We start from the raw sequence: 24,851 nt of genomic DNA, 5'->3' as shown, positions 1-24,851 counted from the left end.
CGTGTCCGGTTCTCGGTTACGCGAGAGAATACGCGCTGGCGATGCGACTGGATTGCTCAAATCTCGGGGCGTAGCCCCTTTTGCGCTTCCGGCGCGCGACGGCCAGGAACAGGGTGATGGCCTCGGCCTCGCTCTCGAAAAGGTGGATCTTTTCGCGTCCGGTGGTCCCGATCCGTCCCCAGCGGCGCACCAGCGATGGTTTGCCGAACAGAGACGGTTCGATCGACAGGGCATAGAACCGCGCCATGTTATCGGCAGGCTGGGTTCGCTCGATATAGAGATAGAAAGGCGGTTTGGTCATGCGGCCAGAATCGCCCGGCCCGCCTGCAGCGTCCAACCAAACTTATGAATCGATCAAGGCTGTCCGATTCACCGGCGTGATCGATGCCGTACGGGCTCAGCGCCGCGGCGTTTTCGTCCGCGCATCAATCGAGCGGAGCAGATTGCCGCGGGCCGTTTTCAGATGCTGTCGGCACGCGCGGTCCATTGCCTTCAGGTCGCGGCGGAGCAGCGCCTCGATATAGGCGAGATGTTCAGTCAGCGCCGTGAAGGTGCGCTGCTTCTCGTCTTCGGCATCCCATTGCGCATTGTAGTGAAACAGCATCGAGATGATGTCGTAGAAATCCTTGATGAAACGGTTGTCTGCCGTCTCGTGGACGGTGCGATGCAGACGCTCGTCGAGATCCGGGAAAAGGGCGTATCCCTTGTCGATCTCCATAAGCAGCGCCCGGTGCTCGGCTTCGATGGCGCGCATGCGCTGCCAGGGCAGGCTCTCGTCGGGAAGGTCGATAAAGCTGCGCGCGGCGCGCAACTCGAACATTTCGCGCACTTCGTAGATCTCGTGTGCAAAGGCGGGCGTCACGCCCTTGAAGAGCCAGGCGCTGTTTGGCCGCCGCTCGATAAGGCCGAAGTGCTGGAAATGCGGCAGATGCTCACGGATGATCGTCGTCGACGTCCCGAACTGTCGCGCAAGTTCGGCAGCCGTCAGGAGATGGCCGGGGCCGATATGCCCCTGCAGGATCCACTCGAGAAAGCGCCGCTCGACGGTGGCGCTGGTCGATACGGTCTGCGTATCGGGGAAGGCGTCGGCGGCTTCCGGAAAACGCGCCAGACGGCGTGCTCCACTGTCGCGCGTGAGGATAGCCGCGGCCTCCAGCCCTGCCATGACGGCCCGGATCGTGGTGCGGCTGACGGAGAGAGACTGCGAGATTTCGTTTTCGGACGGCATTTCATCGCCCAGCCCAAGGGTCCCGCAGATCGCGAGGCATCCGTTGTAACTCCGTTTATAGACGGCATTTCCCTTCATTCCAGCCCGCTCCCGACACGTTCCCTGCTCAGCCACATTCTGTCTATTGTATAAAATAAACAAAATAAAGGGTTGCGGCATCGTTTGTTCTTTGCATATAAAACGCAAGGAGAGTGTGAGGAGAATCCTGGGTATGTCGGGAAAATCGAGCAACGGACCGTCGTCCGCCCGTGTGGTCCGCCGCGCTGCCTTTGGCGTTCTGAGGTCGGGCGATTGCATATGAGCACCCGCATTATCCAGTTCGGAACGAGCCGGTTCCTGCAGGCGCATGTCGATCTCTTTGTCCACGAGGCGCGGGAGGCCGGCCAGGCCATCGGACCCATCACCGTCGTCCAGGTCTCGGGCTCGACGGAACGCGCCGGTCGGGTTGCAGCCTTCGGCCAGCCACACGGATACCCTGTCATTATTCGGGGTCTTGACGCCGGCCGGAAGATCGAACGTCGCATCTCTGTGACATCCGTCGATGGCGGTCTTTCCGCTCAGGCGGACTGGGAACGCCTGAAGGATCTCTTCGCCGCCGATGCAGCCTTCGTCGTTTCAAACACAGGTGACCGCGGTTACGACGTTCCCGCAGCGGATCGCGGCGCTACGCTCTTTTCCGGCGGCGTGCCCGTTTCGTTCGTCGGCAAGCTCGCAACCCTGCTGCATCATCGCTGGCTGTCGGACGGCGGCCCACTGACCGTCCTCCCCTGCGAGCTCTTGAACCGCAATGGCGACATGCTGAGAGATGCGGTTTTTTCTCTCGCTGCCGAGGCTGGGGCAGACGATGGCTTCCGAAACTATGTCGAGGCGCATGTTGTCTTTGCCAACACCCTCGTGGACCGCATCGTCTCCGAAGCGATCGAACCCGTCGGCGCGGTGGCCGAGCCCTATGCGCTCTGGGCGATCGAGGCCAGGCCCGGGCTTTCGCTGCCTTTCCGGCATCCCTCCGTCGTTCTGACGGACGATCTGGAACCGTTCGAGCGGCTAAAGCTGCATATCTTGAACCTCGGCCATACCTATCTCGCGGACATCTGGCTGCGCGAAGGCCGGGCACAGGACGAGACGGTTCGCGCCATCCTGCAGGACTCTGGCCTTCGCGAGCGCCTGCTTGCCGTCTACCGGCAGGAGGTCGTGCCGGGCTTTGCCGCGCACGGCATGGCGGACGCAGCATCGGCTTACGTCGATGTCACGCTCGAGCGCTTCGACAATCCGTTTCTCGATCACCGCGTGGCCGATATCGCTCAGAATCATGGGGTGAAGATCGAGCGCCGCATCGCAGCCTTTCTCGCCTGGGTCGAACGTGCGGGCACCAGGCCGACTGCACCGATCCTTCGCAGCCTCGTTGCCGCGTCAGGCAACGGCACGATGACGACGGAAGGGTCTAAGACATGAGCTACACGTTCGACTTCGCCGCGCTGCTGCCATACTGGCCGGATTTTCTCTGGGGCGCGCTTCTCACCCTGCAGCTGTCGGCCGTCGCCACGGTTGCCGGCTTCATCGTCGGCACGCTCTGCGCCATTGGTCGCGCCGATGGATCGCCTGTCGTCCGGGGGATCGTGGCGGCCTATGTCGAGGTGATCCGCAATACGCCCCTGTTGGTTCAGGTCTTCATCATCTATTTCGGCATCGCGACGCTCGGCATCCGGGTCTCCGCCAACCACGCGGCCATGATTGCGCTCACGGTCAATGTCGGCGCCTATACCTGCGAAATCGTCCGGGCCGGTCTCCAGTCCATCCATCGCTCGCAGGTGGAGGCTGCCGAATGTCTCGGGCTTTCGCGTGCGCAGATCTACTGGCATGTCATCGTGCGTCCGGCGATCGAGCGGGTCTACCCCTCGCTCACCAGCCAGTACGTTCTGCTGATGCTGGCGTCGTCGATCACCTCGCAGATTTCCGCCGAGGAGCTGACGGCTGTCGCCAACCGGATCCAGTCCGGCACCTTCCGGGCGTTCGAGACCTATATTGTCGTCGGCATCATCTATCTCGTCCTGTCCTTCGTGATGCGCGGCGCCTTTACCGCCTTCGCCCAGGCAGCCTTCACCCGCCAGCGCAAGCTCGGCACGACCTTGTGAGGCGGCCCCTGTGATCACGACCCCTTCCTTCAGTCTTGTCCATTTCGAGTTCCTGGCCTGGGCGGCTCTCTGGACCCTCGGTCTCTCGGCCATTGCCTTCGTCGGCGGCGGGCTGCTCGGCTTCGGTGTCACGCTGGCCCGCATCGGCCCGTCCAAAACGCTGCGACGGGCGGCGAGCACCTATATTCAGATCGTTCAGGGCACGCCGCTGCTGATCCTCCTGTTCCTGATCTATTACGGCATCGCGATCTTCGCCGGCCCGGGCTTTCCCGCCATTCTTGCGGCCGGAGCCGGGCTGACGATCTACGCCTCGGGCTTCCTTGCCGAGATCTGGCGCGGCTGTATCGAGGCCGTGCCGAAAACGCAGTGGGAAGCCGCAGAATGCCTGGCACTCTCACGCTGGCAGCGCATGTCGCGGGTGATCCTGCCACAGGCCCTTCGCATCGCCACGCCGCCCACCGTCGGCTTCCTGGTGCAGATCGTGAAGAACACCTCGCTCGCCTCGGTCATCGGGTTCATCGAACTCGCCCAAGCCGGCAAACTCATCAACAACTCCATCTTCGAGCCGTTCACCGTCTTCATGGTGGTGGCAGCCTTCTACTTTGCGATCTGCTTCCCGTTGTCCGTCTGGAGCCGGAAGCTTGAAAGGAAGCTCAATGTCGCCGGTCGTTAAGCTCAGCAACGTTCACAAGTATTTCGGCGCCCTCAAGGTGCTGGAAGGCGTCTCCTTCGAGGTCGAACGCGGCGGCGTCGCAGCTGTGATCGGACAGTCCGGATCGGGCAAGTCGACAGCCCTGCGCTGCATCAACGCTCTTGAAACCATCGAGGACGGCACGATCGAGGTGTGCGGCCACGCGGTGGCCGATCCGAAACTCGACCGCCGTGCGCTCCGCCGCGACGTCGGTATCGTGTTCCAGAGCTACAACCTGTTTCCGCATCTCACGGTCGAGCAGAACATCATGCTCGCGCCGACCTGCGTCAAATCGATGGGCAAGAAAGAAGCGCGCGAGCTTGCGCTGGACGTTCTGGCCCAGGTCGGACTGTCTGAAAAGGCCGAGCAATACCCCGAACAGCTCTCCGGCGGACAGCAGCAGCGCGTGGCGATCGCCCGATCGCTCGCCATGCAGCCGAAGCTGATGTTGTTCGATGAGGTCACATCCGCCCTCGATCCGCAGCTGACGGGTGAGGTTCTGAAAGTCATGGAGGACCTCGCGCGCGGGGGCATGACCATGATCCTCGTCACCCACGAGATGGCCTTTGCCCGTAAAGTCGCGAGCCAGGTCATCTACATGCACAAGGGCCAGGTCTGGGAAACCGGGCCGGGCGCCATGCTCGACGCGCCGAAGACGCCGGAGCTGGCGAGCTTCGTCGGCAGCGGCCTCTGACGCCAAGACACGAAACCTGCAGCGGTCCGGCCGGAACATCCAGCGCCGATCATGGACCGCGTCACGCCCATCATCTCAACCGGGAGGAATGAACATGAAACGACGCACCCTGCTTGCCACCGTCTCCGCGGCGGCCCTTGCCCTCGTCATCGGAATGCCGATCCTTGGCGGATCGCATGCTATGGCCGACACGCTGGCCGACATCAAGGAGCGCGGCAAGATCCGCATCGCCGTGGATCTGGGGTCGCCGCCCTTCGGCATGACAGACGCGCAGATGCAGCCCACGGGCTCCGACATCGAAAGCGCGCGTCTGGTGGCTGAAGCGCTCGGCGTCGAGGTCGAACTTGTTCAGGTGACGGGCCCGAACCGCGTTCCCGCACTCCTCACCGGCCAGGCCGATATCGTCATGGCGTCCTTCAGCGTCAATGAAGAGCGCAAGAAGGTCATCGACTTCACCGATGCCTATGGCGTCATCCAGATCGTGGTGGCGGCCGGCTCCGGTGCGGGTGCGTCCGTGACGAAGCCGGAAGATCTGAACGGCGTGCAGGTCGGTACGACGCGCGGCTCGACCAACGACCTCGAAGCAACGGCAAAGCTGCCGGGTGCACAGCTGACCAGGTATGATGACGACGCGACGCTGGTGACCGCGCTCGTCTCCGGACAGGTGGATGTCATGGCGTCTTCGCCGCAGATCATGGCTGCCGTCAATCAGCGCCGCACGGCCGATCCCTTGTCGGTCAAGCTCGTGCTGAAGACCAATCCTTATGCGATCGGGTTGCGGAAAGGCGACGACGCGCTGAAGGCACGGCTGAACGAGGTCATTGCCGAAAACCTCAAGAACGGCAAGCTCAGCGAGATCTACAATCGCTATACGGGCGTGCCGCTGCCAGCGACCCTGCCCAAGACTTGAGCCCAGGGCCTGTGTCTACGTCGTAGACGATGCCATCGCGGGAGCCGGCATTTCCGGCTTCCGCACCGAGACGAGACTGCGAACGATCTGCTAAGGTGGTGTCATGAAAGCCCTGATCTGCAACGAGCCCGGCCGTCTTTCGGTCATCGATCGTCCCGTACCCGTGCCGGCGCCGGGCGAGGTTCTGGTCCGCATCCGACGCGTCGGCATCTGCGGCACGGATTACCACATCTTTCAGGGCAAGCACCCCTTCCTCGAATATCCCCGGGTCATGGGACATGAGCTGTCGGGCACGGTCGAGCGCGCACCCGAGGGCAGCGCGCTGAAGGCCGGAGAGGCGGTCTATATCGTGCCATATCTGTCGTGCGGGACCTGCCATGCCTGCCGCAAGGGCGTCTCGAACGCCTGCCAGAACATTGCTGTGCTCGGCGTCCATCGCGACGGCGGCATGGCGGAGTATCTCTGCGTGCCGGAAGGAAACGTGGTCTCGGCGGGTGGCGCCTCGCTCGATGCTGCGGCCACCATCGAATTCCTGGCCATCGGCGCGCACGGCGTAAAGCGCGGGAGCGTATCGGCGGATGACCGTGTTCTCGTCGTCGGCTCCGGCCCGATCGGCATGTCTGCCATCATCTTCGCCAAGGCGCGAGGCGCGCATGTCACCGTGATGGATGTCCGCGAAGACCGTCTGGGCTTCACGCTCGACCGGCTGAGCGCCGATGCGATGATCATGGCCGACGCGTCGGCGGAAGCCGAAGCGTCGCGGATGACGGGCGGCGACTTCTTCGATGTCGTCATCGATGCGACCGGAAATGCCGCTGCCATGCAGCGCGGCTTCGGTTTCCTCGCGCATGCAGGGCGGTATGTGCTGGTCAGCGTCGTGCGCACGGACATCACCTTTTCGGACCCGGAGTTTCACAAGCGCGAAGCGACCCTGTTTGGCAGCCGCAACGCGCAGGCCGACGATTTCGCGGAGGTCGTCCGCCAAATGGCGGCTGGCCGCGTTCCGGTCGACGCCCTGATCACGCATCGCGGCGCTCTGGCCGACGGGCCGGAACTCTTTCCGCAATGGTTGCGCCCGGAAGCCGGCACCATCAAAGCCATCCTGGAGATCTGAACATGCCGACGCCCCGCATCCTGCGCCTCAACGATGCCGACAACGTGGTCATCGCCATCGACCGCGTTTCGAACGGCGACAGCCTTCAGAACGGCGTGACGGCGCGCAGCGCGGTGGGCAAGGGTCACAAGATCGCGCTTGTTCCGATTTCCGAAGGCGAGCCGATCCGCAAATTCGGACAGATCATCGGCTTTGCTTCCACGGCCATTGCCCCCGGAGACTGGGTGCACGAGCACAATGTCGCGATTCACGATTTTGCCCGTGACTACGCCTTTGCCACGGAGGCACGCCCCGACGGCGGATTGCTTGCAGGGGAGGTCCCGGAAACGTTTCAGGGGTTCCGCCGCCCCGATGGGCGCGTAGGGACGCGCAACTATATCGGCATTCTCTCCTCCGTGAACTGTTCCGCCACCGTCGCCGGTTTCATCGCCGAGGCTGTGGAGCGGTCGGGCATCCTGCGGGACTATCCGGAGATCGATGGCGTTATTCCCTTTACCCATGGTACGGGCTGCGGCATGGCGGCCAAAGGCGAGGGATACGATATCCTGGCCCGCACCCAATGGGGTTACGCCACCCATCCCAATCTCGCCGCCGTCCTGCTCGTCGGGCTCGGCTGCGAGGTCTTCCAGATTCCGCGTCTGAAGCAGCAGTATGGCATCGTCGAGGGCGATCATTTCCAGAGCCTCACGATCCAGGAGGCCGGCGGGACACGCCGCTCGATCGAGGCCGGCGTGGAACGTGTCCGCGCCCTTCTGCCGGTTGCCGCCAAGGCGCGTCGCGAAACGGTTGCGGCATCCGAAATCACGCTTGCCCTCCAATGCGGCGGCTCCGATGGCTATTCCGGGCTCACGGCAAATCCGGCGCTGGGTGCGGCGGTAGACCAACTCGTGCGGCAGGGTGGCACCGCCATCCTGTCCGAAACGCCCGAGATTTTCGGGGCCGAGCATCTGCTCACGCGACGGGCGGAGAGCGAGGCGGTCGGCCAGAAGATCGTCGACCTGATCGACTGGTGGACGGACTATGCGGCGCGCGCAGGCGGCGAACTGAACAACAACCCGTCACCCGGCAACAAGGCGGGCGGGCTGACGACGATCCTTGAAAAGTCGCTCGGCGCCGTCGCCAAGGGCGGGACATCGACCCTGCGCGGCGTTTACGGATACGCGGAGCGCATCGATCGAAAGGGGTTCGTCTACATGGACACCCCCGGTTATGATCCGGTCGCGGCAACAGGGCAGGTGGCGGGTGGCGCCAATGTCATCGCCTTTACCACAGGCCGCGGTTCGGCCTATGGCTGCAAGCCGACGCCCTCGATCAAGCTCGCCACCAATTCCGATCTCTACCGCCGGATGGAAGAGGACATGGACATCAATTGCGGGGACGTGCTCGAAGGCGTCTCGATCGAGGAAAAGGGCCGCGAGATTTTCCAGACGGTCCTGCGCGTTGCCTCCGGCGAGCGTTCGAAGTCCGAAGAGCTGGGATATGGCGCAAACGAGTTCGTGCCCTGGCAGCTGGGCGCGACCATGTAACATAAGGGCTCCAACGCTCGCGACGGATCGAACCGCGCGCGGCTTGGTCATTCATGCGGACAGCGCCGAGGCAGCCGCCGATTGACCGCCGGCGCCCTTCCGGATCAGCTCTGGGATCCCGGCCGCGTGCAGAACCTGATTTCGGCCGGACGACTTGGCGAGATAGAGCGCCTTGTCGGCGGCCGCAAACAGCTGCGCGAAACCCGTGTGCTGCGCAAATTCCGCAACCCCTGCCGACACGGTGACCGTCGTTTCGATATCGCCGAGCGCGATGGGGGTTCGGGCAATCCGGGCGACGGCGGCACCCGCGAGCGTCAGACGATCGGCCGGTCTGAGGCCGACAACGAGCACTGCGAATTCTTCGCCTCCGATCCGGGCAACAACATGGGGCGCATGGAAGCTGTCCCTCAGGGTGGCGGCCACCGACATGATCGCCCGATCCCCGGCGTCATGCCCGAAGCTGTCATTCAAGGCTTTGAAGCGGTCGATGTCGAAAATGACGAGGGAGGCGTCACCGTCATGATGAGCATAGACCTCGAGAAAGGCCCGTCGGTTGAGAAGGCCCGACAGCTGGTCGGTCCGGCTCAGCGCCTCGAAGCGAGCGCGGGAAATCGACAGATCGTGAATGGCAAGGCCGACGATATAGAAGACGGCAAAGATCAAGGGCGTGCCGAGCATGGTGGTGATCAGAACGCCGACGGTCGCCGCGGGCACGAGCGGGTAGGGCAGAAGGCCCAACCTGTCGAGAAACAGGTGCCCCACCACGTTGAGAATATCGCCGATAAACACGACCGCCAGCGCGGTCCGCAGTGCAACCGAGAGCACATTGCGGCGCGACGTAAAGGTGTCGGTTGCGCAGAAGGCAAAGATCTGACGTTTCGCCCAGCCGATCATGGAGCGGGATCTCCTTTTCGCCCCACTCTAATCAGCATTCTCTAATAAATTCCTCCCGGTGGGCCGTTCTTGCCGCATGAATCCCGGAATGAGACAGACTGCACGCCCAATCGTGCCCTTTTTCACGGAAGATCGTCGACAGGGTTGAGGCATTCCTAAAGCGATCCTGCACGCGGTGCTCGTGCAGACAGCATCATGTCATCCGGTGCGTTCGGCCAGCATCATTTGGGCACCATCATTCGGGCAGCATCCCGATCCGGGCCTCGGTTTCCGCATCGAAGACGTGAACATGTCGGGGCGCGATTCCGATCGATATCGGGTCCCCGACGGCAACGGGGCTGCGGCCGTTGGTCACGAGCACGATCTCGGGCTTGCTGGCCGTGGTGATGTAGCTGTTCGAGCCCGTGCTCTCGACCGCGGCAACCCGAAGCTTGATCGGGCCGGCGCCGGTCGGATCGATCTCCAGATGCTCCGGCCGCAAGCCTGCGGTCAGCGGCCGACCGGCGGCGATCGGGCGATCGAGGTCGAGCCTCTGGGTGTCGCCGAGATCGAGCATGAGCGACCGCCCGTCGTTGCCGGCGATCGCTGGAATGAAGTTCATCGCAGGCGACCCGATGAAACCGGCGACGAAGCGGTTGACGGGGCGATCATAGAGATCGAGCGGCGCGCCCTGCTGCTCGATAACGCCCTGACGCATGACGACGACATGGTCGGCCATCGTCATCGCCTCGATCTGATCGTGCGTGACGTAGACCGAGGTGGCGCCCAGTCGGTCGTGCAGCGCACGGATCTCCTTGCGCATATGGACGCGCAAGGCTGCATCGAGGTTGGAGAGCGGTTCGTCGAAAAGAAACGCCTTGGGGTGACGGATGATGGCGCGGCTCATGGCGACGCGCTGTCGCTGTCCGCCGGACAGTTCGCGCGGATAGCGTCCCATAAGACCGGAAAGGCCGGTCGTTGCCGCAACCTCTTCGGCCGCCTTGTTCGCCTCCGCCTTTTTCACCCCGCGGATCCGCAGGCTGTAGGTCAGGTTCTCCTTCACCGTCATGTGCGGGTAGAGCGCGTAGGACTGGAACACCATCGCGAGGTCCCGCTTGCGCGGCGGCACATTGGTCATCCGCTCGCCGGCGATGACGAGATCGCCGCTGGTAATGCTCTCGAGGCCCGCCATGGAGCGCAGCAGCGTAGACTTGCCACAGCCGGACGGGCCGACGAGCGCAACGAACGTGCCCTTGGCGATCCGCAGGTCGATGTTCCGCAGGGCGTGATAAGCGCCGTAATGCTTGTTAACGCTGGTCAACTCTATCTGCAGATCGGACTGGTTGCTCATTTGAGGGCTCCCGAGGTGAGGCCGGAGACGATACGGCGCTGAAGCAGGACGAAAATGGCCAGGATCGGCGTCACATACATGGAGGCATAGGCCAGGATGTTGTTCCACTCGTTGGTGTTCGGACCCATGAAGGAATTCAGCCCGACGCTGGCGGGCTGCAGCTCGATATTCTGGATCATCGACTTGGAATAGACGAACTCGCCGAAGGCCTGCATGAAGATAAGGATGCCGCTGACGAGAATGCCGTTGCGGGCGAGCGGCAGGACAATGTTGAAGAACGCCCCGATCCGCGAATTGCCGTCCACGAGGGCCGCTTCCTCGAGTTCCATCGGCACGCTCATGAAGGTCGACCGCACCAGCACCACATAAAACGGCATGCTCTTGGCCGCGATCGCGATGATGACGGCGGTGCGCGGGGTATAAAGAAGACCCAGCTGGGAGAAGCCGACGAAGATCGGCGTGATCAGGAGCGACGCCGGCAGGACCTGCAGCATGAGGATCAGGAACAGGCCGAGATCGACCCAGCGGTTGCGATAGCGGGCAAGCACATAGGCACAGCCGGTGCCGAGAAGGACGATCAGCGCGACGGAGCCCGCGGCGATCACCAGCGAGTTCCACATGTAGCGCCCCATGTCCCGGGTTTCCCAGACATAGCTGTAGACGCTCCACTGGGGATCGACCGGAAACAGGCCCGGCGGTGTCGCAAACATCGCCGATCCGCTTTTCAGCGACGTCACGTACATCCAGTAGAGCGGAAAGAGATAGATGGCAGCCAGAAGACAGGCGATGGCCAGCATCAGACGGTGTTTCGACGCTTCGCTCATCCGCGCACCTCGTGCCGAGTGGATCTGACATAGACGATCGAGGCAATCATCACGAAGACGATCATGACCACCGAAATGGTCGCGCCTTGCGCAAAGTCGTATTGCCGGAACGACAGATCCCAGGCCCAGTACTGGGTCACGTTGGAGGCGTTGTTCGGCCCGCCGGAGGTGATGGCCGCAAACAGGTCGAATTGCTGCAGCGTGAAGATCAGCCCCAGCGAAATGACGGCGCCGATGGTCGAACGCATCATCGGCACGGTGATCGTCGCAAACCGCTGGAAGGCATTGGCCCCATCGAGCTCGGCGGCTTCGAACAGATCGTTTGGAATGGCGGAGAGGCCGACCGACAGAAGGATCATGTTGAACGAGGTGCCGAGCCAGATGTTGGCAATGATGACGGCCCAAAGTGCGTAGCTCGGATCGGAACGCCAGAAGATGTTGCTGTCGATGATGCCGAGCGTGTGCAGCAGATAGTTGAGCACGCCGAAATCGCCGGAGAGGATCCAGTTCCAGATGGCGCCCACCACGAGACCCGGCATGACCCAGGAAACGAGAAACAGGCCGCGCAGCCAGGAAGCACCGGGGAAATTCGTCCAGAAGAACAGCGCGAGAGAAAAGCCAATGATGAACTGGCCGGCGATCGAGGCAACGACGAAGATCGCGGTGTTCTTGAAGATCGGCCACGTCTCGGGCTGCGAAAACAGCGTCACATAGTTCTTGAAGCCGACGAAGGGCCGCGCAAAGGTGCCGAGACTGAACATGTCGACTTCCTGGAAGCTCATCACCACGTTGTAGACCAGGGGCAGACCTGCCATGACGAACAGGAACGCGAAGGGAAAGACGATCAAGGCGACATCGAAGCCTTTTCCGTCCGCCAGGCTGGAGAAGATGCGTTTCATCATCGCTCCCATCAGAGCTGTTCCGGACGAAAGCGCGCGGTCGCGGCGATCATGCGTCGGATCTGGGTTGAACAGGATGCAGGCGGTGCTTGAACACGGCACCGGAGGAGGCACGCGGCCCCTGGCCGCCCTTGGCGCTCCTCCGGTTCCATGCTCTCCGGGAGGAAGCCCGTTTAACCGAGAACCGACTTGATCTTCGCCGCGGCCTGATCGAGCGCATCCTGCGCACTCATCTGCCCGGTTAGCGCAGCCTGGATGGCATCCTGGATGGCCTTGGAGATCTTCGGCCATTCCGGGTGAGGCCCGCGCGGCTTGGCGTATTTCAGCTGTTCGACGAACACCTTCAGCGCCGCATCCTTCTTCTCGTTGCCGGTCGGGGGAATGGCGATATCGGAGCGGGCGGGCAGCTGGCCGAAATCCTTGAACATCCGGTCGTCCTGCGAGGCGAAGTATTCGAGCACCTTGAAGGCTTCGTCCGGGTGCTGCGTGGTGGAGAAGATCGCCCAGTTGAAATCGCCCATCGCGGACGAGCGCTCGGCGCCGGCTTCCGGCACGGGCAGGAGGGTCACGGCCCAGTCGAACTTGGCTTCGGCGCTCATCCGGTCGAGTTCCCACGGACCGGAGATGACCATCGCGGCGTTTCCGGAGTTGAAGGTGCCGGCGGAATCCCACTGGCCGCGCGTCAGCGTATCGGGCGAGGCCAGTTTCTCGTCCATGATGGTCTTCCAGGTGTCGAGCGCCTTCACCGCGCCCGGCGCGTTGATTGCCTGGTAAGATGCGCCGCCCATCTGTGCCCAGGGCAGAAACTGGAATGTGCCTTCCTCGCTGGCCTTTGCCGAGAAGGCGAGGCCGTAGACATTTTTAGAAGGATCGTTGAGCTTGCGGGCGGCGTCCAGCAATTCCGCCCATGTCTGCGGCGGCTTGTCGGGATCGAGACCCTTCGCCTTGAACATGTCCTTGTTGTAGTAGAGCGCGATCGTGTTCGTGGCCTTCGGAATGCCGAAATACTTTCCATCCCACATGACGGAGGCAAGCGGGCCCGGGAAGTAGTTCGTCGTCTTCACCACGCTCGAGGCGGCGATCTTGTCGCTCAGGTCAAGAAAGGCGCCGCGCGACGAAAACAGCGCATGCTCCGGATTGTCGATGGCGATGATATCCGGCGCCTGGCCGGTGGAGTAGGCGCGCATGGCCTCGCTGACGACGTCGTCGAACTGGATCTGGCGATATTCGACCGTGATGCCGTTCTTCAGCGCATTGAAATCCTTGATGAGATTGGGCGCCGGCTGGATGTCGCGGTCGAGCGACCAGACGGTGATCTTGACGTCTTCGGCGTGCGCGACGGTTACGAACGGGGATGCGGTGGCCAGCGCGAGAGCACCGGCTGCAAGCCAAGTCTTCATGGTCATGTTCTCCTCCTTGTTGCGGGTCTTCCTCCGAGCGCCAACCTCCATGGCGCCCGGCTGTTCACTGCGGGTCGACGACGAACGTTCCGCCCCGGCATGTCTTGAGATAGTTCAGGCCGTGCACCTGCCCCGTCATCTCCAGGGCATCGCGATAGACGGGATCGTGCCAGCCCTCGATGTCGATCGAGCCGGACCAGCCGGCAAGGCGCAGTTCCGAGATGATGTCGGTCCAGTTGCTGTCGCCGAAGCCCGGCGTGCGCATGAAGACGAACTTTTCCTTGCCGAAGATCCCGTGTTCGCGAATGACGTCCCATCGGATCGTCGCGTCCTTGCCGTGAACGTGGAAGATCTTGGGCGCCCATTTGCGGATCTGCGGCAGCGGGTCGATCAGGTAGACCATCTGGTGGCAGGGCTCCCATTCGAGCCCGATATTGTCGTCCGGCGTCTCGTTGAACATCAGTTCCCAGGCATCCGGATTGTGGGCGATGTTCCAGTCGCCGGTCTGCCAGTTTCCGTCCATCGCGCAGTTCTCGAACGCAATCTTCACGCCCTTGTCGGCGGCACGGCGGGCAAGCTCGCTCCAGATCTGCCGGTAGCGCGGCAGGCTTTCCGGCAGCGGCGCGTTGCGGACGCGGCCAGTAAAGCCGGCGACACAGGTTGCTCCGAAGTGGTGGGCATTGTCGATGCAGTCTTTCCAGCCCTGCAGCGTCTGCAGATCGAGGTCCTGTTCCTCGAGCGGGTTGCCGAACATGCCGATGGTGGAGATCGTGATGTCGCGATCGGCGATCGCCTCGCGGCAACGCTTGCCAAGGTCTGCCAGATCCTGCCCGTTGGTGGTCTGCCAGAAGAACGGTTCGAAGCTTTCAAAGCCGAGGTCGGCAATCTGACCGATGCGGGTCGCCGCCTGTCCGGCGCTCGCGCTGATCATGGTGCCGATGCGGATGGAATTTGCGGGGGTGTTCACAGCATGTGTCCTTCTGCTGAAAGATCGACGGCAAGGCCGGTTCGAGCGCTCTCGATGGCGCCGAACACCATGGAAAGACTCTTGATGTTGTCGTGGCCGATCGTTTCCGGCTCGCCGCCGGTTTCGATCGCGTGCAGGAAATCGAGGAGGACGCTGGCATGTCCCTGGGTCTGCGCCGCGTTGTCAGTCTCCGGCATCGCCAGTTCGCGGGCGCCGTGCAGGAGCCCGGGCTCGTCGCCGGAAACGGTCACCTCGAAAGCGCTTTCGCCGTCCCAGGTCATCATGCCTTTCGATCCGACCAGCCGCCACGCGCTCTCCCAGCTCGTTCGCCGGCCTTCCGCGCACCAGGAGCCGCGATAGGTGAAGACGGCATCGTCCGACAGCTTGAAGATGGCATTGGCCGCGGCCCCGTGCGCATACCAGGACCCCGCAGGGTTGGTTTCGACGCAATAGACCGAGAGAGGCACCTTGCCGGACACGAAGCGGGCGGCATCAAAGGTATGGATCGCCATGTCGAGCAGCAGCACGTTCTGCATCGCGTCGCGAAAGCCGCCGAAATGCGGCCCAAGGAAGAAGTCGCAATGGACCGCGGTCAACGCACCGATCGCGCCGCTTTCCACCAGTTGCCGCATGCGCCGAACGCCGGCGATGAAGCGGCGGTTTTGAACGACCGCGTGGATGCGACCGGCCTGCCTGGCAAGTTCCAGCAGCGCGCGGGCCTCCTCCAGGGATGTCGCCATCGGCTTTTCGCTGAGCACATGGCATCCGTGCGCAAGCGCTGCCGAAACGACCGCACGGCGGGCGGCAGGAATGACGACGTCAAAGACGATCTGCGGCTGCGTCGACTCCAGCATTGCCGATACGTCTGTTCCGATGGCCGCGTTGCCGAGCCCGAACTCCTGCGCCAGGGCTTCCGCGGTCGTGCGATCGAGGTCGACGAGGCCCACGACCTCGATGCGGCTCATGAGAAGCGGGTCTGCCGCGAGCGCCCTGAGCCAGCCTTTGGCCATAGCTCCGCACCCGCATAAAACGGCCTTGTATGCTGTCACTGAAGTCCTCCCGACGGGATCGAAACTCCTCTTCCGATCTCCGTAAACGTTTACGAGACTATGGACAGAAGGGGGATCGTGTCAATAGGATTTGTCGAGCAAGAAGGATGGGCATCGGTGGTGGTGAAGGGCATACGGCAGCTGGCCGATCATCTGGACATCTCGATCGGCACGGTTTCGCGCGCGTTGAATGGAAAGAAGGACGTCAACGAGGACACCCGGCGACGGGTTCTCGAGGCGGCCGAACGGCTCGGCTACGTCGCCAACCAGTCCGGCCGCGCCCTGCGGAAAGGATCGACCGGCGTCATCGGTTTCATGATGCAGACAGGTCACGAGATCACCGGGCAGGGCGATACCTTCTTCATGAGCGTGTTCGACGGCGTGCAGACGGTGTTTGCCCGTCATGGGCTGGATCTCGTCGCGCTGCTCTGCTCCTCGGAGGAAGATCCGGATGCCTATCTCGAGCGCGTGGTCGCGCGCGGCTTTGCCGATGGCATCATGTTGTCGGCAACGCGTCGGGTCGACGAACGTTTCGCTTTGCTCGACCGCCGCAAGATCCCCTTCGTGGCCCTCGGCCGCAGTCTGACCGATGTCGGCCAGCCCTTCATCGACTTGGACTTTGAAGGCATGGCCACGACCGCAATGACGCGGCTGGTCGAGCGTGGCCACCGCCGCATCGCCGTGCTGCGTCCCCACGACGACCTCAATCTCGGCCATGTGTTCCTGGGCGCGTGCCGCCTGGTGCTGGCGGAACACGGGCTGACGCTGGAGGATGATCTGATCTTTGACGCGTCGCCCAATGAAGCAGGGGGCTATCGTGTCGGCCAGGGCCTCGCGCACCATCCCGATCGTCCGTCGGCCATTGTCGTGCTGAACGACGGCAGCGTCACCGGCCTGTTTCACGGGCTTGAAGCCGCCGGCCTGACGCCCGGCAAGGACATTGCGGTGATCGGTCTGCACAGTCCGCAGGCGCGCTATCTCTCTCCGCGGCTGACCTGTTTTGACCTGTCGCTGCGCGATCTCGGAATTTCTCTCGCCGAAACCCTCCTCGCCAGCATGCCAGCCTACGCGTCCCTTTATCCCAACGCCGCGCATCGTCAGCTCTGGCCGATGACACTGATCGACGGCGATAGCGGTTGATCACGCCGGGCGCACCGGCCACGCACGGACCCGCGCAGACCGCAACGATTCATTATATCTTTTTCGTGTAATATAGCGCCCTCTAATCATGCAGTGTTGGGAAGGTATGGCATGTTTAAAAGCGCGAAACAGAAACGGATAGAGGAACTTGAGACAGAGCTGCGTGCCGTTCGCGAGCGATCGGATCTGCTGGATGAGGCGTGCGGCGTCGGGCTCTGGGAAGGCATACTGTACAATGGCGACGCGCTGGATGCGCGCAGCAAATGGACGTGGTCGCCGCACTTTCGCCGACTGCTCGGATATACGGATGCCCAGTCGTTTCCGGACGTTGTCCAGTCATGGGCCGACAGGCTTCACCCGGACGATGTCGCGCCGACCTTCGCTGCTTTCGGAAAGCATCTTGAAGACAAGACCGACCAGACGCGATACCGGATTCAGTACAGGCTGAAACTGCGCGATGGCTCGTATGAATGGTTCAGAGCCACCGGCGGATGCGCGCACCAGGCCGACGGCGTAACGATCAGGGCCTGCGGTTCTCTCATCAACATCCATCAAGAGGTTCTGCTGAAGGAGGAAATGGAACGGGAAGGGGAGAGCGACCGGGCGACCATCCAGGAACTGGCCAACGGGTTGTCAGCGCTTTCGCAAGGGAAGCTGATACACAGAATCTCCGCGGAATTTACGCCAAAGGCGGCCCACCTCCGGACGGACTTCAACGAGACCGCCAGCAAGATCCATGACGCGCTGTCTTCGGTTTCGGGTGCGACATCGGTCATCCGCTCGGGATTGAGCGAGATCAGTGCCGGCTCGGACGATCTGTCGAGACGCACTGAGCAACAGGCCGCATCGCTGGAGGAAACAGCAGCAGCGCTCGATCAGATCACGGCCAATGTCATGAACTCATCGAAACGCGCGGACGAAGCCCGAACCGTCGCCGTCCAGGCCAACAGCAGCGCCGAGAAATCCGACCAGGTGGTCGCAAGTGCTGTCGACGCCATGCACCGGATCGAACAGTCGTCGAGCGAGATCTCGAACATCATCGGCGTTATCGACGAGATCGCCTTCCAGACGAACCTTCTGGCCCTGAACGCCGGCGTGGAGGCTGCGCGCGCCGGAGAAGCGGGCAAGGGCTTCGCGGTCGTCGCCCAGGAAGTGCGGGAACTTGCCCAGCGCTCCGCCAAGGCCGCCAAAGAGATCAAGGAATTGATCCGCAACTCGGCCGTCGAGGTTCAAAGTGGCGTGAAGCTGGTCAGCGAAACCGGTAACGCTCTCAAGAGCATTCAGGCCTACATCGTCACCGTGAACCAGCACATGGACGCCATCGCAACCTCGGCCCGCGAACAGTCCGTGGGACTTGCCGAGGTGAACAAGGCAGTCAACCAGATGGATCAGGTCACCCAACAGAATGCTGCCATGGTCGAGGAAAGCAATGCGGCGTGCGCAACCCTTGCAGCGGAAGCCAGCCGACTGGGCGACCTGATCGCACAGTTCCAGCTCGATGCGCCGCCGTCGCGCGCATCATCCGCCGCATCCCGCGCCACCTCCGACATCCGGCAGATGACCGGCCGGATCGAAAGAGCCTTTGCCGACAACGCAGCCTGAGGCATGTCGCGAGATGGCATTCTGGCACCCGGGATGTGGACGGCAACCGCCGTTCACATCCCGGGCGTTCGGCGGAACGTTCCCCGGATACGTACGCGGCGGCTCCTGCTAGCCGCCGCTCGCCCGACCGGCAATCTTTGTTCCATAATGTTGATTATCTGATCCGCTGACGTACCCGGGTGGGTTCAAGGATGAAGTGCGACTTGCGGCCAATGTGCCTGCGCTGGTCGGACGGATCCGCCGATTGCAGGCTTCCTGCGCAACAATGACCGGCAATCCAGACCGGTGATGGACGGCCTGATCCGCTTGCTGCAATCCCTGCCCCGCCTAGCGCGTCAGTCGGTCACATTCGACCGAGGTACCGAATTCACCGACTGCCCCTACCTGCAGGCCAGCCTCGGAACACAGACACGGTTCTGCGATCCGCTGTCGCTCAGAGACTGTGTTCTCACCGAAATATGCCATCGCCTGAATGCAACGCCACGCACATGCCTCGGCGATAAAACACCGGCAGACATCTTACGCCAGAAACGCCCACCCCAAATCAGGCGAACCGGTCAGCCTCTCGAAGCGAGCTGGTTGCGCTTCAGCGTAAAACGCACACCTCGCATCGCGCTTTCGAAGGCCGGCAGGACCTTGCCTGCCGGCCTCTTGCCGAGACCTATTTGCCGTCTTTCAGCTTGCCGACCTCATCCGCGCTCAGTTCACCGACGGTCGTCACGTCACCGTTGGCAATCTTCCACAGCCGGAACGGCCCGGTGATATCGCCATACTGGTCAAAGCTCACGGGGCCGATGACGCCTTCGTATTTGATCGGCTTGCCCTCCTTGATCAGCGACAGAGCCTTGACGAACTCCTCCTTGCCGGCGTGGATCGGCGTGCCGCCCTCGGCCACGACCTCGCGCATGGCCGTCTTGATGGCCGCCGCGTCCGACTTGCCCGCCTTGGCAATGGCAAGGCCGACGATCGCACCGGCATCGTAGGACCGGTCGGCCGCGGGTGCCGACGGCGAAATGCCGCCGGAGAAGGCCTCGTAGCTGGCGTTGAAATACTCCGTCGATGCCGTCGGGCTGGTGCCCGAAGACGTGCCGTAGGCGTTTTCGAGATATTGCGCGCCGACGCTCTCGATGAAGTCCTTGGAGTTCATGCCGTCGTTCAGGAGAAAGGCCTGCTTGCCGCCGCCGGAGATCCAAGCGCGGGCGATCGTCGCGCCATCCACGGGCGTGCTCACGAGATACAGCGCATCCGGTTCGCCGGCCATCGCCGCACTTGCTTCCGAGGCATAGCTCGACTGCTTCTCGTTGTAGGGCGTCGTCGAGGTAATGGTGCCACCCAGCTTTTCATAGGCCGTCTTGAATTCACGCACCATGTTGACGCCAAAGTCGTTGTTGACGTTGATGATCGCGATCGTCTTCAGACCCTGGTCGATCGCATATTTTGCAGCTGCCGTGCCCTGCAACGCGTCCGAGGTGATGGTGCGGAAGAAGACACCGTTGGTCTTGCCGTCGCGACCGAGGGCGGTCAGCGTCGGCGACGACGATGCCGGGGAGACCTGCACGACGCCGGCCGGCGCGGTCACCGAGGTCAGGATCGGGATCGACACGGAGGAAATGATGCCGCCGATGATGACCGGCACCTTCTTGATGTTGACGAGCTGCGTTGCCTGGTCGACGGCGACGTTGCCCTGGCTCTGGCTGTCGCGCGTGTCGGCCACGAGCTTGCAGCCTGCCACGCCGCCGGCGTCGTTGATGTCGCGGAAGGCCATCTCGACGGACTTCGCGCCTGCCTGGCCATACTCTCCGGCCGGGCCCGTCAGCTCCATCACCAGACCGACCGTAATGTCGCAATCGGCGGAACGTGCGGGCGAGGCGGACGCGGCGAGTGTGGTGAACAGCGCGGCAAGCAGATAGGACGATTTCATTTCATTCCCCCTTGTTGAGATTGTATTTCATGATGGACCCGTGGCGCCCCGTGCGATCGCGCTCCAGCGCATAGACATCGCCCTCCAGAGGCACCGCTTCGGCCAGCGTCGCGTCGAGCGCTGCGTGGTCGTTCCCGTCGAGCCTGATATTCGCGATGGCGAGGTTTGCCGGCAAATGGTTCCGGTTGCGGGCGCCGACGATGACGGCGGCGACGGCGGGTTTTGTCAGGAGGGCTGCACTCGCCACGGTCGCGATGTCGGTTCCGTGCCGGTCGGCAATGCGGCGCAACGTGACGAGCAGCGCCTGGAACAGGTCCCAGCCGCCGAAATCGTCGATGATCAGCTTGTACTTTGTCAGCGATCGATTTTCGAGCGGATGCTCCGGTTCCGCCATTCCCAGCCAGCGGTCGCTCAGAAAGCCGCCGGCAACCGTACCATAGCAGAAAAGGGCAAATCCCGCATCGCGCGCCAGCGCGGCCATGCGTTTTTCCGGACGACGGTCGAGCAGTGAATATTGCAGCTGCAGGGAGGCAATGGGAACGCCGGCGTCGATCATGGCCGCGACGTGGTCGGTATCGAAGTTGGTGAGGCTGACTTTTCCGATCTTGCCCGCCTCCGAAAGCTCCCGCAGCCATCCCGCCGTTTCCAGCCAGCCGGGAACGTCGAGCGCCCACCAGTGAAACTGCACGAGATCCAGCGTTTCCAGATGGAGCCGCTTGCGAGACGTGTCGATCACGCTCTCGACATAGGCCTTGTCGATGGTCGGCAGGACCGCCAGATCGGGCACGAATTTGGTATGCACCCGAATGCGCGCCAGCGCTTCAGCACCGCGCAGCCGACCGTAGGCGATGCGGAAGCGACCGATCAGCTCCTCGACGCCGGTGTAGATGTCGGCACAGTCGAATGTCGTGATCCCTGCATCGGCGAAGGCGATCATGTCCTCCACCGCCGTCTCGGCATCAACAGCCCCGTGACCGCCGGCCAGTTGCCAGCCGCCGCGGATGACGCGGGAGATCTCGTAGCCGGGAGAGATAGAAATGCGTTGCATGTCGTGAGGCCTATGTTGCGTCGGTCAAGGGAACGGCCGTCGTTTCGGCATGGCTGAAGCGCCGGTGCCGCAGCCGCGTGATGCGCAGCCGGGTGGAGCAGTGCGGATCTGGACAAGCGATGTCCGCGTCCGTCGTCATCCAGTCGTTGCGGTGCGTCGGACGCTGCTTCGCCGCAAGCAGCGGCAGAACGGACGCGAGCGAATAGATGGAAAAGCCCTGCCCGTCCGGCAGATGCAGCATCTCGCCACGCAGTTCGAAATGGTCTCCGGGCCGCGCGCCACAATAGACGGCGCCGCCCTCGGGAATGATCACGTCGACGCGCAGGTCATAGAGTTCGAAGCCGTCATCGCCTGCCTCAGCCATATCGCACCTCCGCCGTTTCCTGCGCTTCCAGCCGCCCCCGGATGAGATCGAACGAGCGGCTGATGTCGTTCGTGAGCGACTGCAACGCCTTGTCCGCATCGCCGGCTTCGAGGGCCGCGATCAGCGCCCAATGGTGGTCCGTCGCCGCCAGCCCGCCCTGCGCGTCATGTATCTGCGCCGCCTGCCTTATGATGGCGCCCGACTGCAGCCAGAGGCTCTCGACGATCGACAGGAGCACAGGGGAGCGCGCAACGCTGTAGAGGTGGAAATGAAAGCGATAGTTCAGCGCGGACGTGACCTGTCCGATATCGCGGCCGTGTTCCTCGAAGGCAGCATCGCAATCCAGATTTGTCTGCCTGAGGACCGCCAGATCCTCGCGTGTCAGATGCGGCAGCGCGAGCAAGACCATTTGCCCTTCGATGAGGGTTCGGGCGCGGGCGAGATCATCGAGCCGAGAGCGGGTGATCAGCGGCACGCGGACGGAGCGGTTTGGCAGCGACTCCAAAGCCTTCTCCGAGACCAGCCTCCCGAGCGCCTCGCGCACCGGCATGGTGCTCGTCTGAAGACGCTCGGCAAGATCGACGATGCGCAGCACGTCACCGGCATCGAACATGCCGTTGATCAAAGAATGGCGGAGCTTCGCGTAGACGCGATCGTGCATCGTCTCTCGCCCGACCGGAGAGAGCGTCGTCTCATCCGTGCCGGCGTTCGAGGCTTCCGTTTCTTTGCTGTCACGCGCTCGCTTCACGCTCGTCCCCCGCCTGATGAGCTAAGTTTGATCAAACATCATCGATCAAAGCAAGCGTCTTTTGGACGGTGACGTGACCATGGGGTTGATCCATATCGGCTGCTTCTTCGTAACCGGAGCGCAAACCCCTGAATGCCATTTCCGGACGTTCGGGCCCTACACAGGATGGAAGCAAGCCTTGGTCGAGACTGTCACCGTCTGGTTCGACAGCAGCTGTCCTTTATGTCAGCGTGAAATTGCGCTGATGCGACGGCTCGACCGTGCCCATGCCATCCGTTTCGTGGATGCCTGCAGTCCCGACACGTCCTGCCCGATCGACCGAGGCGATCTCCTCGCCCGCTTTCACGCCGAGGAAAACGGCCGGCTGTTATCGGGCGCTGCGGCCTTCGCCGCGATGTGGCGCGCCATCCCCCTGCTGCGGCCACTCGGCATCGTCGCAGGCTGGAAACCGGCGACACCCGTTTTCGAGTTGGCCTATCGCGGCTTCCTTCGGGTTCGTCCGCGTTTGCAGCGTCTGTTTCGACAGGAGGTGGCTGGGCGATGACGCATGGCCCGGCAGTTGCCGTTAGGGACGCCGGCGTTACATCGTCCTTCAGTGTCTGCCTGGATGCGGGGCAGAACGAGCGGCCGGGGAAGATATGAGCGATCTCAAACGTGTGGCGATCATCGGTGCGGGAATGGCGGGCCTGACGCTTGCCCGCGCTCTTGGCGGCCACGCCGCCGTGCGGATCTTTGAAAAGAGCAAGGCCGTCGGAGGCCGGATGGCCACGCGACGGATCGACGATGTTTCCTTCGATCATGGCGCCCAGTACTTTACGATCCGCGACCCGCGTTTTCGCGACATGCTGGACGCGGCCGCCGATGACGGCGTCATGGCGCGATGGGGCGCGGATATTGTCTCCCTGCCGATCCTGTCCTCTGACGACCGTTCCCCGGTCGACACCGCGCGGGAAAAAGAGCCGCGATATGTCGGCACGCCGGATATGACTTCCGTTCCGAGCTGGATGGCACGCACGTGCGATGTCGCCTTCGACACGGAGGTCGCTTCGATCCGCCATCTCGCGGGGGCCTGGGTTCTACAGACGCATGCCGGAGACGTCGGCCCCTTCGACTGGGTGATTGCGACCGCGCCAGCGCCACAGGCGGCCGCCCTGTTGCCGGAGACATTCACGCATCGGAAGGCTGTGCTCGACACCGCGATGAATGCCTGCTTCACCCTGATGGTGACCCTGCGCTCGGGGGCGGATACGCCGTTTGCGGCCGCGCGTCTCGAGGATCCGGTGATCAACTGGATCTCCCGCAACGATCGCAAACCCGGACGCGGGGCGCGTCCCTGCCTGGTCGTGAACGCCAGGCCGGACTGGTCGGACGCGCATCTGTCCGATCCGCTCGACATCCTGCGCCAAGACATGCTGGCCGCGCTGCGACGCCACGTGCCGCTCGATGACGACGAGGCGGACAGCGCCATCCTGAAGCGGTGGCGCTACGCCAATGTTGCGCGGCCTGCCGGCCAGCCTTTTCTGCTTGATTCCAGCCAGCGTCTCGCCTGTTGCGGCGACTGGTGCATCGCGGGCCGCGTCGAAGCCGCCTTCCAGAGTGCGACCCGGCTGGCGGATGCGCTCGTCCCGCTGTTGAAAGAACCCGCCGAATGAGCCCCCTGTCGAAAACAACGTCTACCGTGCTGACCTATGCCGGTGCCCTGCCGTTCTGGCTCCTGCTCATGGCACCCCAGACGCTCTTCGGCGTCGACACGACAGAGGCATATCTTGCCTATGGCGCTGTTATTTCGGCGTTCATGGCCGGAACGCTCTGGGGCGTGGCGCAGATGGGCAAAGCCGGCATCGCCACCATCGTCGCCAGCAATGTCCTGGCCCTTTTGTCCTTCGCCACGCTGCTCCTGCAGCCGCCGGCGCTGGCCGCCGGCATCCAGCTGGTGGTCTTCGGCATGCTTCTTCTCGCCGACCGGATCGTCTTTGCGGGAGATGCAGAGCGTCGGTGGTATCTTCGTCTTCGCACAGGCGTCACCGTCGTCGTCGCGCTCGCCTATGTTGCGATGCTCTACCGACTGGCTTAGACCGGCACCAGACACCGACAGGAGCGAGAAACATGCTGCTACTCAACAAGCCGCGGGGAACGGGCCCCTACCCCGACCGGGACATCGCCTGTCAGGAAGCCGTCGAGCAAACCTTCCTCGACATCGCCAAGGGCCTGACGCCCGAGAACATTGTCGAGACCGCTTCCGGCCGCCTGCCGCCGCCGCTCCAGCGCCTTGCGAAAGAGGCTGAAAAGGTCGGCTGGGGTCTCGAAGAAGCGGAGGTCGCGATCAGCGAGCTCGCGCAGAACCTTCTGGACGACATGTCGGCCATGTAG

General features: G+C 63.0%; 26 protein-coding genes and 1 pseudogene. 14 read left to right on the top strand and 13 right to left on the bottom strand.

All coding sequences use genetic code 11. The features are described 5' to 3' along the window. Window positions 1-16: 16 nt before the first annotated feature. Both ASG25_RS09230 and ASG25_RS09225 read right to left on the bottom strand, forming a co-directional pair. Window positions 17-301 (bottom strand): WGR domain-containing protein, encoded by a 285-nt coding sequence (locus ASG25_RS09230; RefSeq protein ID WP_062472796.1) that lies wholly within the window; start codon window positions 299-301, stop codon window positions 17-19. A gap of 96 nt (window positions 302-397) precedes the next feature. Then, window positions 398-1,576, bottom strand: coding sequence for a GntR family transcriptional regulator (locus tag ASG25_RS09225; protein WP_244479353.1), 1,179 nt, complete (start codon window positions 1,574-1,576; stop codon window positions 398-400). Here ASG25_RS09225 and ASG25_RS09220 point away from each other — a divergent pair. From ASG25_RS09220 to ASG25_RS09190, 7 genes are all read left to right on the top strand, one after another. Continuing rightward, window positions 1,526-2,680, top strand: a complete 1,155-nt coding sequence (locus ASG25_RS09220) for a D-mannonate oxidoreductase (protein ID WP_062472792.1) — start codon at window positions 1,526-1,528, stop codon at window positions 2,678-2,680. The genes ASG25_RS09225 and ASG25_RS09220 overlap by 51 nt on opposite strands. Continuing rightward, on the top strand, window positions 2,677-3,360 hold the full coding sequence (locus ASG25_RS09215; protein WP_062472790.1) for an amino acid ABC transporter permease: 684 nt from the start codon (window positions 2,677-2,679) through the stop codon (window positions 3,358-3,360). Before ASG25_RS09220 ends, ASG25_RS09215 begins: the two co-directional genes overlap by 4 nt. 10 nt (window positions 3,361-3,370) lie before the next feature. Continuing rightward, window positions 3,371-4,033: an amino acid ABC transporter permease gene (locus tag ASG25_RS09210; RefSeq protein WP_244475241.1), complete on the top strand. Its 663-nt coding sequence runs from the start codon at window positions 3,371-3,373 to the stop codon at window positions 4,031-4,033. Then, entirely contained in the window at window positions 4,017-4,745 is a 729-nt protein-coding gene (locus ASG25_RS09205; protein ID WP_062472788.1) for an amino acid ABC transporter ATP-binding protein, read from the top strand. The genes ASG25_RS09210 and ASG25_RS09205 overlap by 17 nt, the downstream gene beginning before the upstream one ends. Window positions 4,746-4,839: 94 nt before the next feature. Beyond that, window positions 4,840-5,655: a transporter substrate-binding domain-containing protein gene (locus tag ASG25_RS09200; protein ID WP_082475735.1), complete on the top strand. Its 816-nt coding sequence runs from the start codon at window positions 4,840-4,842 to the stop codon at window positions 5,653-5,655. A 103-nt stretch (window positions 5,656-5,758) separates the two neighbouring features. Beyond that, a complete protein-coding gene (locus ASG25_RS09195) occupies window positions 5,759-6,769 on the top strand; it encodes a zinc-binding alcohol dehydrogenase family protein (protein WP_062472783.1) in 1,011 nt (336 codons plus the stop codon). A 2-nt stretch (window positions 6,770-6,771) separates the two neighbouring features. Beyond that, window positions 6,772-8,295, top strand: a complete 1,524-nt coding sequence (locus ASG25_RS09190) for an altronate dehydratase family protein (RefSeq protein WP_062472781.1) — start codon at window positions 6,772-6,774, stop codon at window positions 8,293-8,295. 51 nt (window positions 8,296-8,346) lie between these two features. On the opposite strand, the gene ASG25_RS09185 is transcribed toward ASG25_RS09190, so the two are convergent. The 7 genes from ASG25_RS09185 to ASG25_RS09155 all read right to left on the bottom strand — a co-directional run bounded on the left by ASG25_RS09185 (window position 8,347) and on the right by ASG25_RS09155 (window position 15,658). After that, window positions 8,347-9,189: a GGDEF domain-containing protein gene (locus tag ASG25_RS09185; RefSeq protein ID WP_062472779.1), complete on the bottom strand. Its 843-nt coding sequence runs from the start codon at window positions 9,187-9,189 to the stop codon at window positions 8,347-8,349. Between the two features lie 235 nt (window positions 9,190-9,424). Continuing rightward, the gene (ugpC, locus tag ASG25_RS09180) at window positions 9,425-10,519 is read right to left on the bottom strand and encodes a sn-glycerol-3-phosphate ABC transporter ATP-binding protein UgpC (protein ID WP_062472777.1); all 1,095 of its coding nucleotides are present in this window, start codon (window positions 10,517-10,519) and stop codon (window positions 9,425-9,427) included. Then, window positions 10,516-11,343, bottom strand: coding sequence for a carbohydrate ABC transporter permease (locus ASG25_RS09175; protein ID WP_062472775.1), 828 nt, complete (start codon window positions 11,341-11,343; stop codon window positions 10,516-10,518). The genes ugpC and ASG25_RS09175 overlap by 4 nt, the downstream gene beginning before the upstream one ends. Then, the gene (locus ASG25_RS09170; protein ID WP_062474388.1) at window positions 11,340-12,242 is read right to left on the bottom strand and encodes a sugar ABC transporter permease; all 903 of its coding nucleotides are present in this window, start codon (window positions 12,240-12,242) and stop codon (window positions 11,340-11,342) included. Before ASG25_RS09170 ends, ASG25_RS09175 begins: the two co-directional genes overlap by 4 nt. Window positions 12,243-12,415: 173 nt before the next feature. Further along, entirely contained in the window at window positions 12,416-13,648 is a 1,233-nt protein-coding gene (locus ASG25_RS09165; RefSeq protein WP_062474382.1) for a sugar ABC transporter substrate-binding protein, read from the bottom strand. A 58-nt stretch (window positions 13,649-13,706) separates the two neighbouring features. Continuing rightward, window positions 13,707-14,609 carry a sugar phosphate isomerase/epimerase gene (locus tag ASG25_RS09160; RefSeq protein ID WP_062472773.1) on the bottom strand — a complete coding sequence of 301 codons (903 nt, stop codon included), beginning with the start codon at window positions 14,607-14,609 and terminating at the stop codon, window positions 13,707-13,709. Then, the gene (locus tag ASG25_RS09155; protein WP_277996179.1) at window positions 14,606-15,658 is read right to left on the bottom strand and encodes a Gfo/Idh/MocA family oxidoreductase; all 1,053 of its coding nucleotides are present in this window, start codon (window positions 15,656-15,658) and stop codon (window positions 14,606-14,608) included. The genes ASG25_RS09160 and ASG25_RS09155 overlap by 4 nt, the downstream gene beginning before the upstream one ends. A 123-nt stretch (window positions 15,659-15,781) precedes the next feature. Here ASG25_RS09155 and ASG25_RS09150 point away from each other — a divergent pair, with 123 nt between their 5' ends. The 3 genes and pseudogenes from ASG25_RS09150 to ASG25_RS23410 form a co-directional block, all read left to right on the top strand. Beyond that, complete coding sequence (locus ASG25_RS09150; protein ID WP_062474380.1) at window positions 15,782-16,798, top strand: LacI family DNA-binding transcriptional regulator; 1,017 nt, start codon at window positions 15,782-15,784, stop codon at window positions 16,796-16,798. A 111-nt stretch (window positions 16,799-16,909) separates the two neighbouring features. Beyond that, window positions 16,910-18,400: a PAS domain-containing methyl-accepting chemotaxis protein gene (locus ASG25_RS22200; RefSeq protein ID WP_082480029.1), complete on the top strand. Its 1,491-nt coding sequence runs from the start codon at window positions 16,910-16,912 to the stop codon at window positions 18,398-18,400. Between the two features lie 208 nt (window positions 18,401-18,608). Next, window positions 18,609-18,958, top strand: a pseudogene (locus ASG25_RS23410) (IS30 family transposase); the annotation flags it as partial. Between the two features lie 103 nt (window positions 18,959-19,061). Here ASG25_RS23410 and ASG25_RS09140 read toward each other — a convergent pair. The 4 genes from ASG25_RS09140 to ASG25_RS09125 are packed head-to-tail and all read right to left on the bottom strand — an operon-like array spanning window position 19,062 to window position 22,481. Continuing rightward, window positions 19,062-20,321 (bottom strand): ABC transporter substrate-binding protein, encoded by a 1,260-nt coding sequence (locus ASG25_RS09140; RefSeq protein WP_062472769.1) that lies wholly within the window; start codon window positions 20,319-20,321, stop codon window positions 19,062-19,064. 1 nt (window position 20,322) lies between these two features. Then, the gene (locus ASG25_RS09135; protein WP_062472767.1) at window positions 20,323-21,369 is read right to left on the bottom strand and encodes an aldo/keto reductase; all 1,047 of its coding nucleotides are present in this window, start codon (window positions 21,367-21,369) and stop codon (window positions 20,323-20,325) included. Window positions 21,370-21,379: 10 nt separating this feature from the next. Then, window positions 21,380-21,733 (bottom strand): TIGR04076 family protein, encoded by a 354-nt coding sequence (locus ASG25_RS09130; protein WP_062472765.1) that lies wholly within the window; start codon window positions 21,731-21,733, stop codon window positions 21,380-21,382. Beyond that, window positions 21,726-22,481, bottom strand: coding sequence for a GntR family transcriptional regulator (locus ASG25_RS09125; RefSeq protein WP_347360114.1), 756 nt, complete (start codon window positions 22,479-22,481; stop codon window positions 21,726-21,728). Before ASG25_RS09125 ends, ASG25_RS09130 begins: the two co-directional genes overlap by 8 nt. 79 nt (window positions 22,482-22,560) lie before the next feature. Between ASG25_RS09125 and ASG25_RS22190 the strand changes: the two genes are divergently transcribed. The 4 genes from ASG25_RS22190 to ASG25_RS09105 all read left to right on the top strand — a co-directional run bounded on the left by ASG25_RS22190 (window position 22,561) and on the right by ASG25_RS09105 (window position 24,851). After that, window positions 22,561-23,025, top strand: coding sequence for a DUF393 domain-containing protein (locus ASG25_RS22190; protein WP_082480027.1), 465 nt, complete (start codon window positions 22,561-22,563; stop codon window positions 23,023-23,025). A gap of 94 nt (window positions 23,026-23,119) precedes the next feature. Next, window positions 23,120-24,133, top strand: a complete 1,014-nt coding sequence (locus ASG25_RS09115) for an FAD-dependent oxidoreductase (RefSeq protein WP_062472762.1) — start codon at window positions 23,120-23,122, stop codon at window positions 24,131-24,133. Then, window positions 24,130-24,555: a DUF3429 domain-containing protein gene (locus tag ASG25_RS09110; RefSeq protein ID WP_062472760.1), complete on the top strand. Its 426-nt coding sequence runs from the start codon at window positions 24,130-24,132 to the stop codon at window positions 24,553-24,555. The genes ASG25_RS09115 and ASG25_RS09110 overlap by 4 nt, the downstream gene beginning before the upstream one ends. A gap of 32 nt (window positions 24,556-24,587) precedes the next feature. Next, a complete protein-coding gene (locus tag ASG25_RS09105; RefSeq protein ID WP_062472758.1) occupies window positions 24,588-24,851 on the top strand; it encodes a hypothetical protein in 264 nt (87 codons plus the stop codon).

It is taken from the genome of Rhizobium sp. Leaf384, assembly GCF_001424065.1.
In the GTDB taxonomy this organism is placed as follows: Bacteria; Pseudomonadota; Alphaproteobacteria; order Rhizobiales; family Rhizobiaceae; genus Ferranicluibacter.
Note: the sequence above shows the minus strand (reverse complement) of the source record. Positions and strands in the feature narration are given on the sequence as shown.

Bases quoted from the DNA above. Each gene is read 5' to 3' on its own strand.
- ASG25_RS09230 (WP_062472796.1), bottom strand. From the start codon at position 301: ATGACCAAACCGCCTTTCTATCTCTATATCGAGCGAACCCAGCCTGCC.
- ASG25_RS09220 (WP_062472792.1), top strand. From the start codon at position 1,526: ATGAGCACCCGCATTATCCAGTTCGGAACGAGCCGGTTCCTGCAGGCG.
- ASG25_RS09225 (WP_244479353.1), bottom strand. From the start codon at position 1,576: ATGCGCCTGCAGGAACCGGCTCGTTCCGAACTGGATAATGCGGGTGCT.
- ASG25_RS09215 (WP_062472790.1), top strand. From the start codon at position 2,677: ATGAGCTACACGTTCGACTTCGCCGCGCTGCTGCCATACTGGCCGGAT.
- ASG25_RS09205 (WP_062472788.1), top strand. From the start codon at position 4,017: ATGTCGCCGGTCGTTAAGCTCAGCAACGTTCACAAGTATTTCGGCGCC.
- ASG25_RS09200 (WP_082475735.1), top strand. From the start codon at position 4,840: ATGAAACGACGCACCCTGCTTGCCACCGTCTCCGCGGCGGCCCTTGCC.
- ASG25_RS09195 (WP_062472783.1), top strand. From the start codon at position 5,759: ATGAAAGCCCTGATCTGCAACGAGCCCGGCCGTCTTTCGGTCATCGAT.
- ASG25_RS09190 (WP_062472781.1), top strand. From the start codon at position 6,772: ATGCCGACGCCCCGCATCCTGCGCCTCAACGATGCCGACAACGTGGTC.
- ASG25_RS09185 (WP_062472779.1), bottom strand. From the start codon at position 9,189: ATGATCGGCTGGGCGAAACGTCAGATCTTTGCCTTCTGCGCAACCGAC.
- ugpC (WP_062472777.1), bottom strand. From the start codon at position 10,519: ATGAGCAACCAGTCCGATCTGCAGATAGAGTTGACCAGCGTTAACAAG.
- ASG25_RS09175 (WP_062472775.1), bottom strand. From the start codon at position 11,343: ATGAGCGAAGCGTCGAAACACCGTCTGATGCTGGCCATCGCCTGTCTT.
- ASG25_RS09170 (WP_062474388.1), bottom strand. From the start codon at position 12,242: ATGAAACGCATCTTCTCCAGCCTGGCGGACGGAAAAGGCTTCGATGTC.
- ASG25_RS09165 (WP_062474382.1), bottom strand. From the start codon at position 13,648: ATGACCATGAAGACTTGGCTTGCAGCCGGTGCTCTCGCGCTGGCCACC.
- ASG25_RS22200 (WP_082480029.1), top strand. From the start codon at position 16,910: ATGTTTAAAAGCGCGAAACAGAAACGGATAGAGGAACTTGAGACAGAG.
- ASG25_RS09140 (WP_062472769.1), bottom strand. From the start codon at position 20,321: ATGAAATCGTCCTATCTGCTTGCCGCGCTGTTCACCACACTCGCCGCG.
- ASG25_RS09135 (WP_062472767.1), bottom strand. From the start codon at position 21,369: ATGCAACGCATTTCTATCTCTCCCGGCTACGAGATCTCCCGCGTCATC.
- ASG25_RS09130 (WP_062472765.1), bottom strand. From the start codon at position 21,733: ATGGCTGAGGCAGGCGATGACGGCTTCGAACTCTATGACCTGCGCGTC.
- ASG25_RS22190 (WP_082480027.1), top strand. From the start codon at position 22,561: ATGGGGTTGATCCATATCGGCTGCTTCTTCGTAACCGGAGCGCAAACC.
- ASG25_RS09115 (WP_062472762.1), top strand. From the start codon at position 23,120: ATGAGCGATCTCAAACGTGTGGCGATCATCGGTGCGGGAATGGCGGGC.
- ASG25_RS09110 (WP_062472760.1), top strand. From the start codon at position 24,130: ATGAGCCCCCTGTCGAAAACAACGTCTACCGTGCTGACCTATGCCGGT.
- ASG25_RS09105 (WP_062472758.1), top strand. From the start codon at position 24,588: ATGCTGCTACTCAACAAGCCGCGGGGAACGGGCCCCTACCCCGACCGG.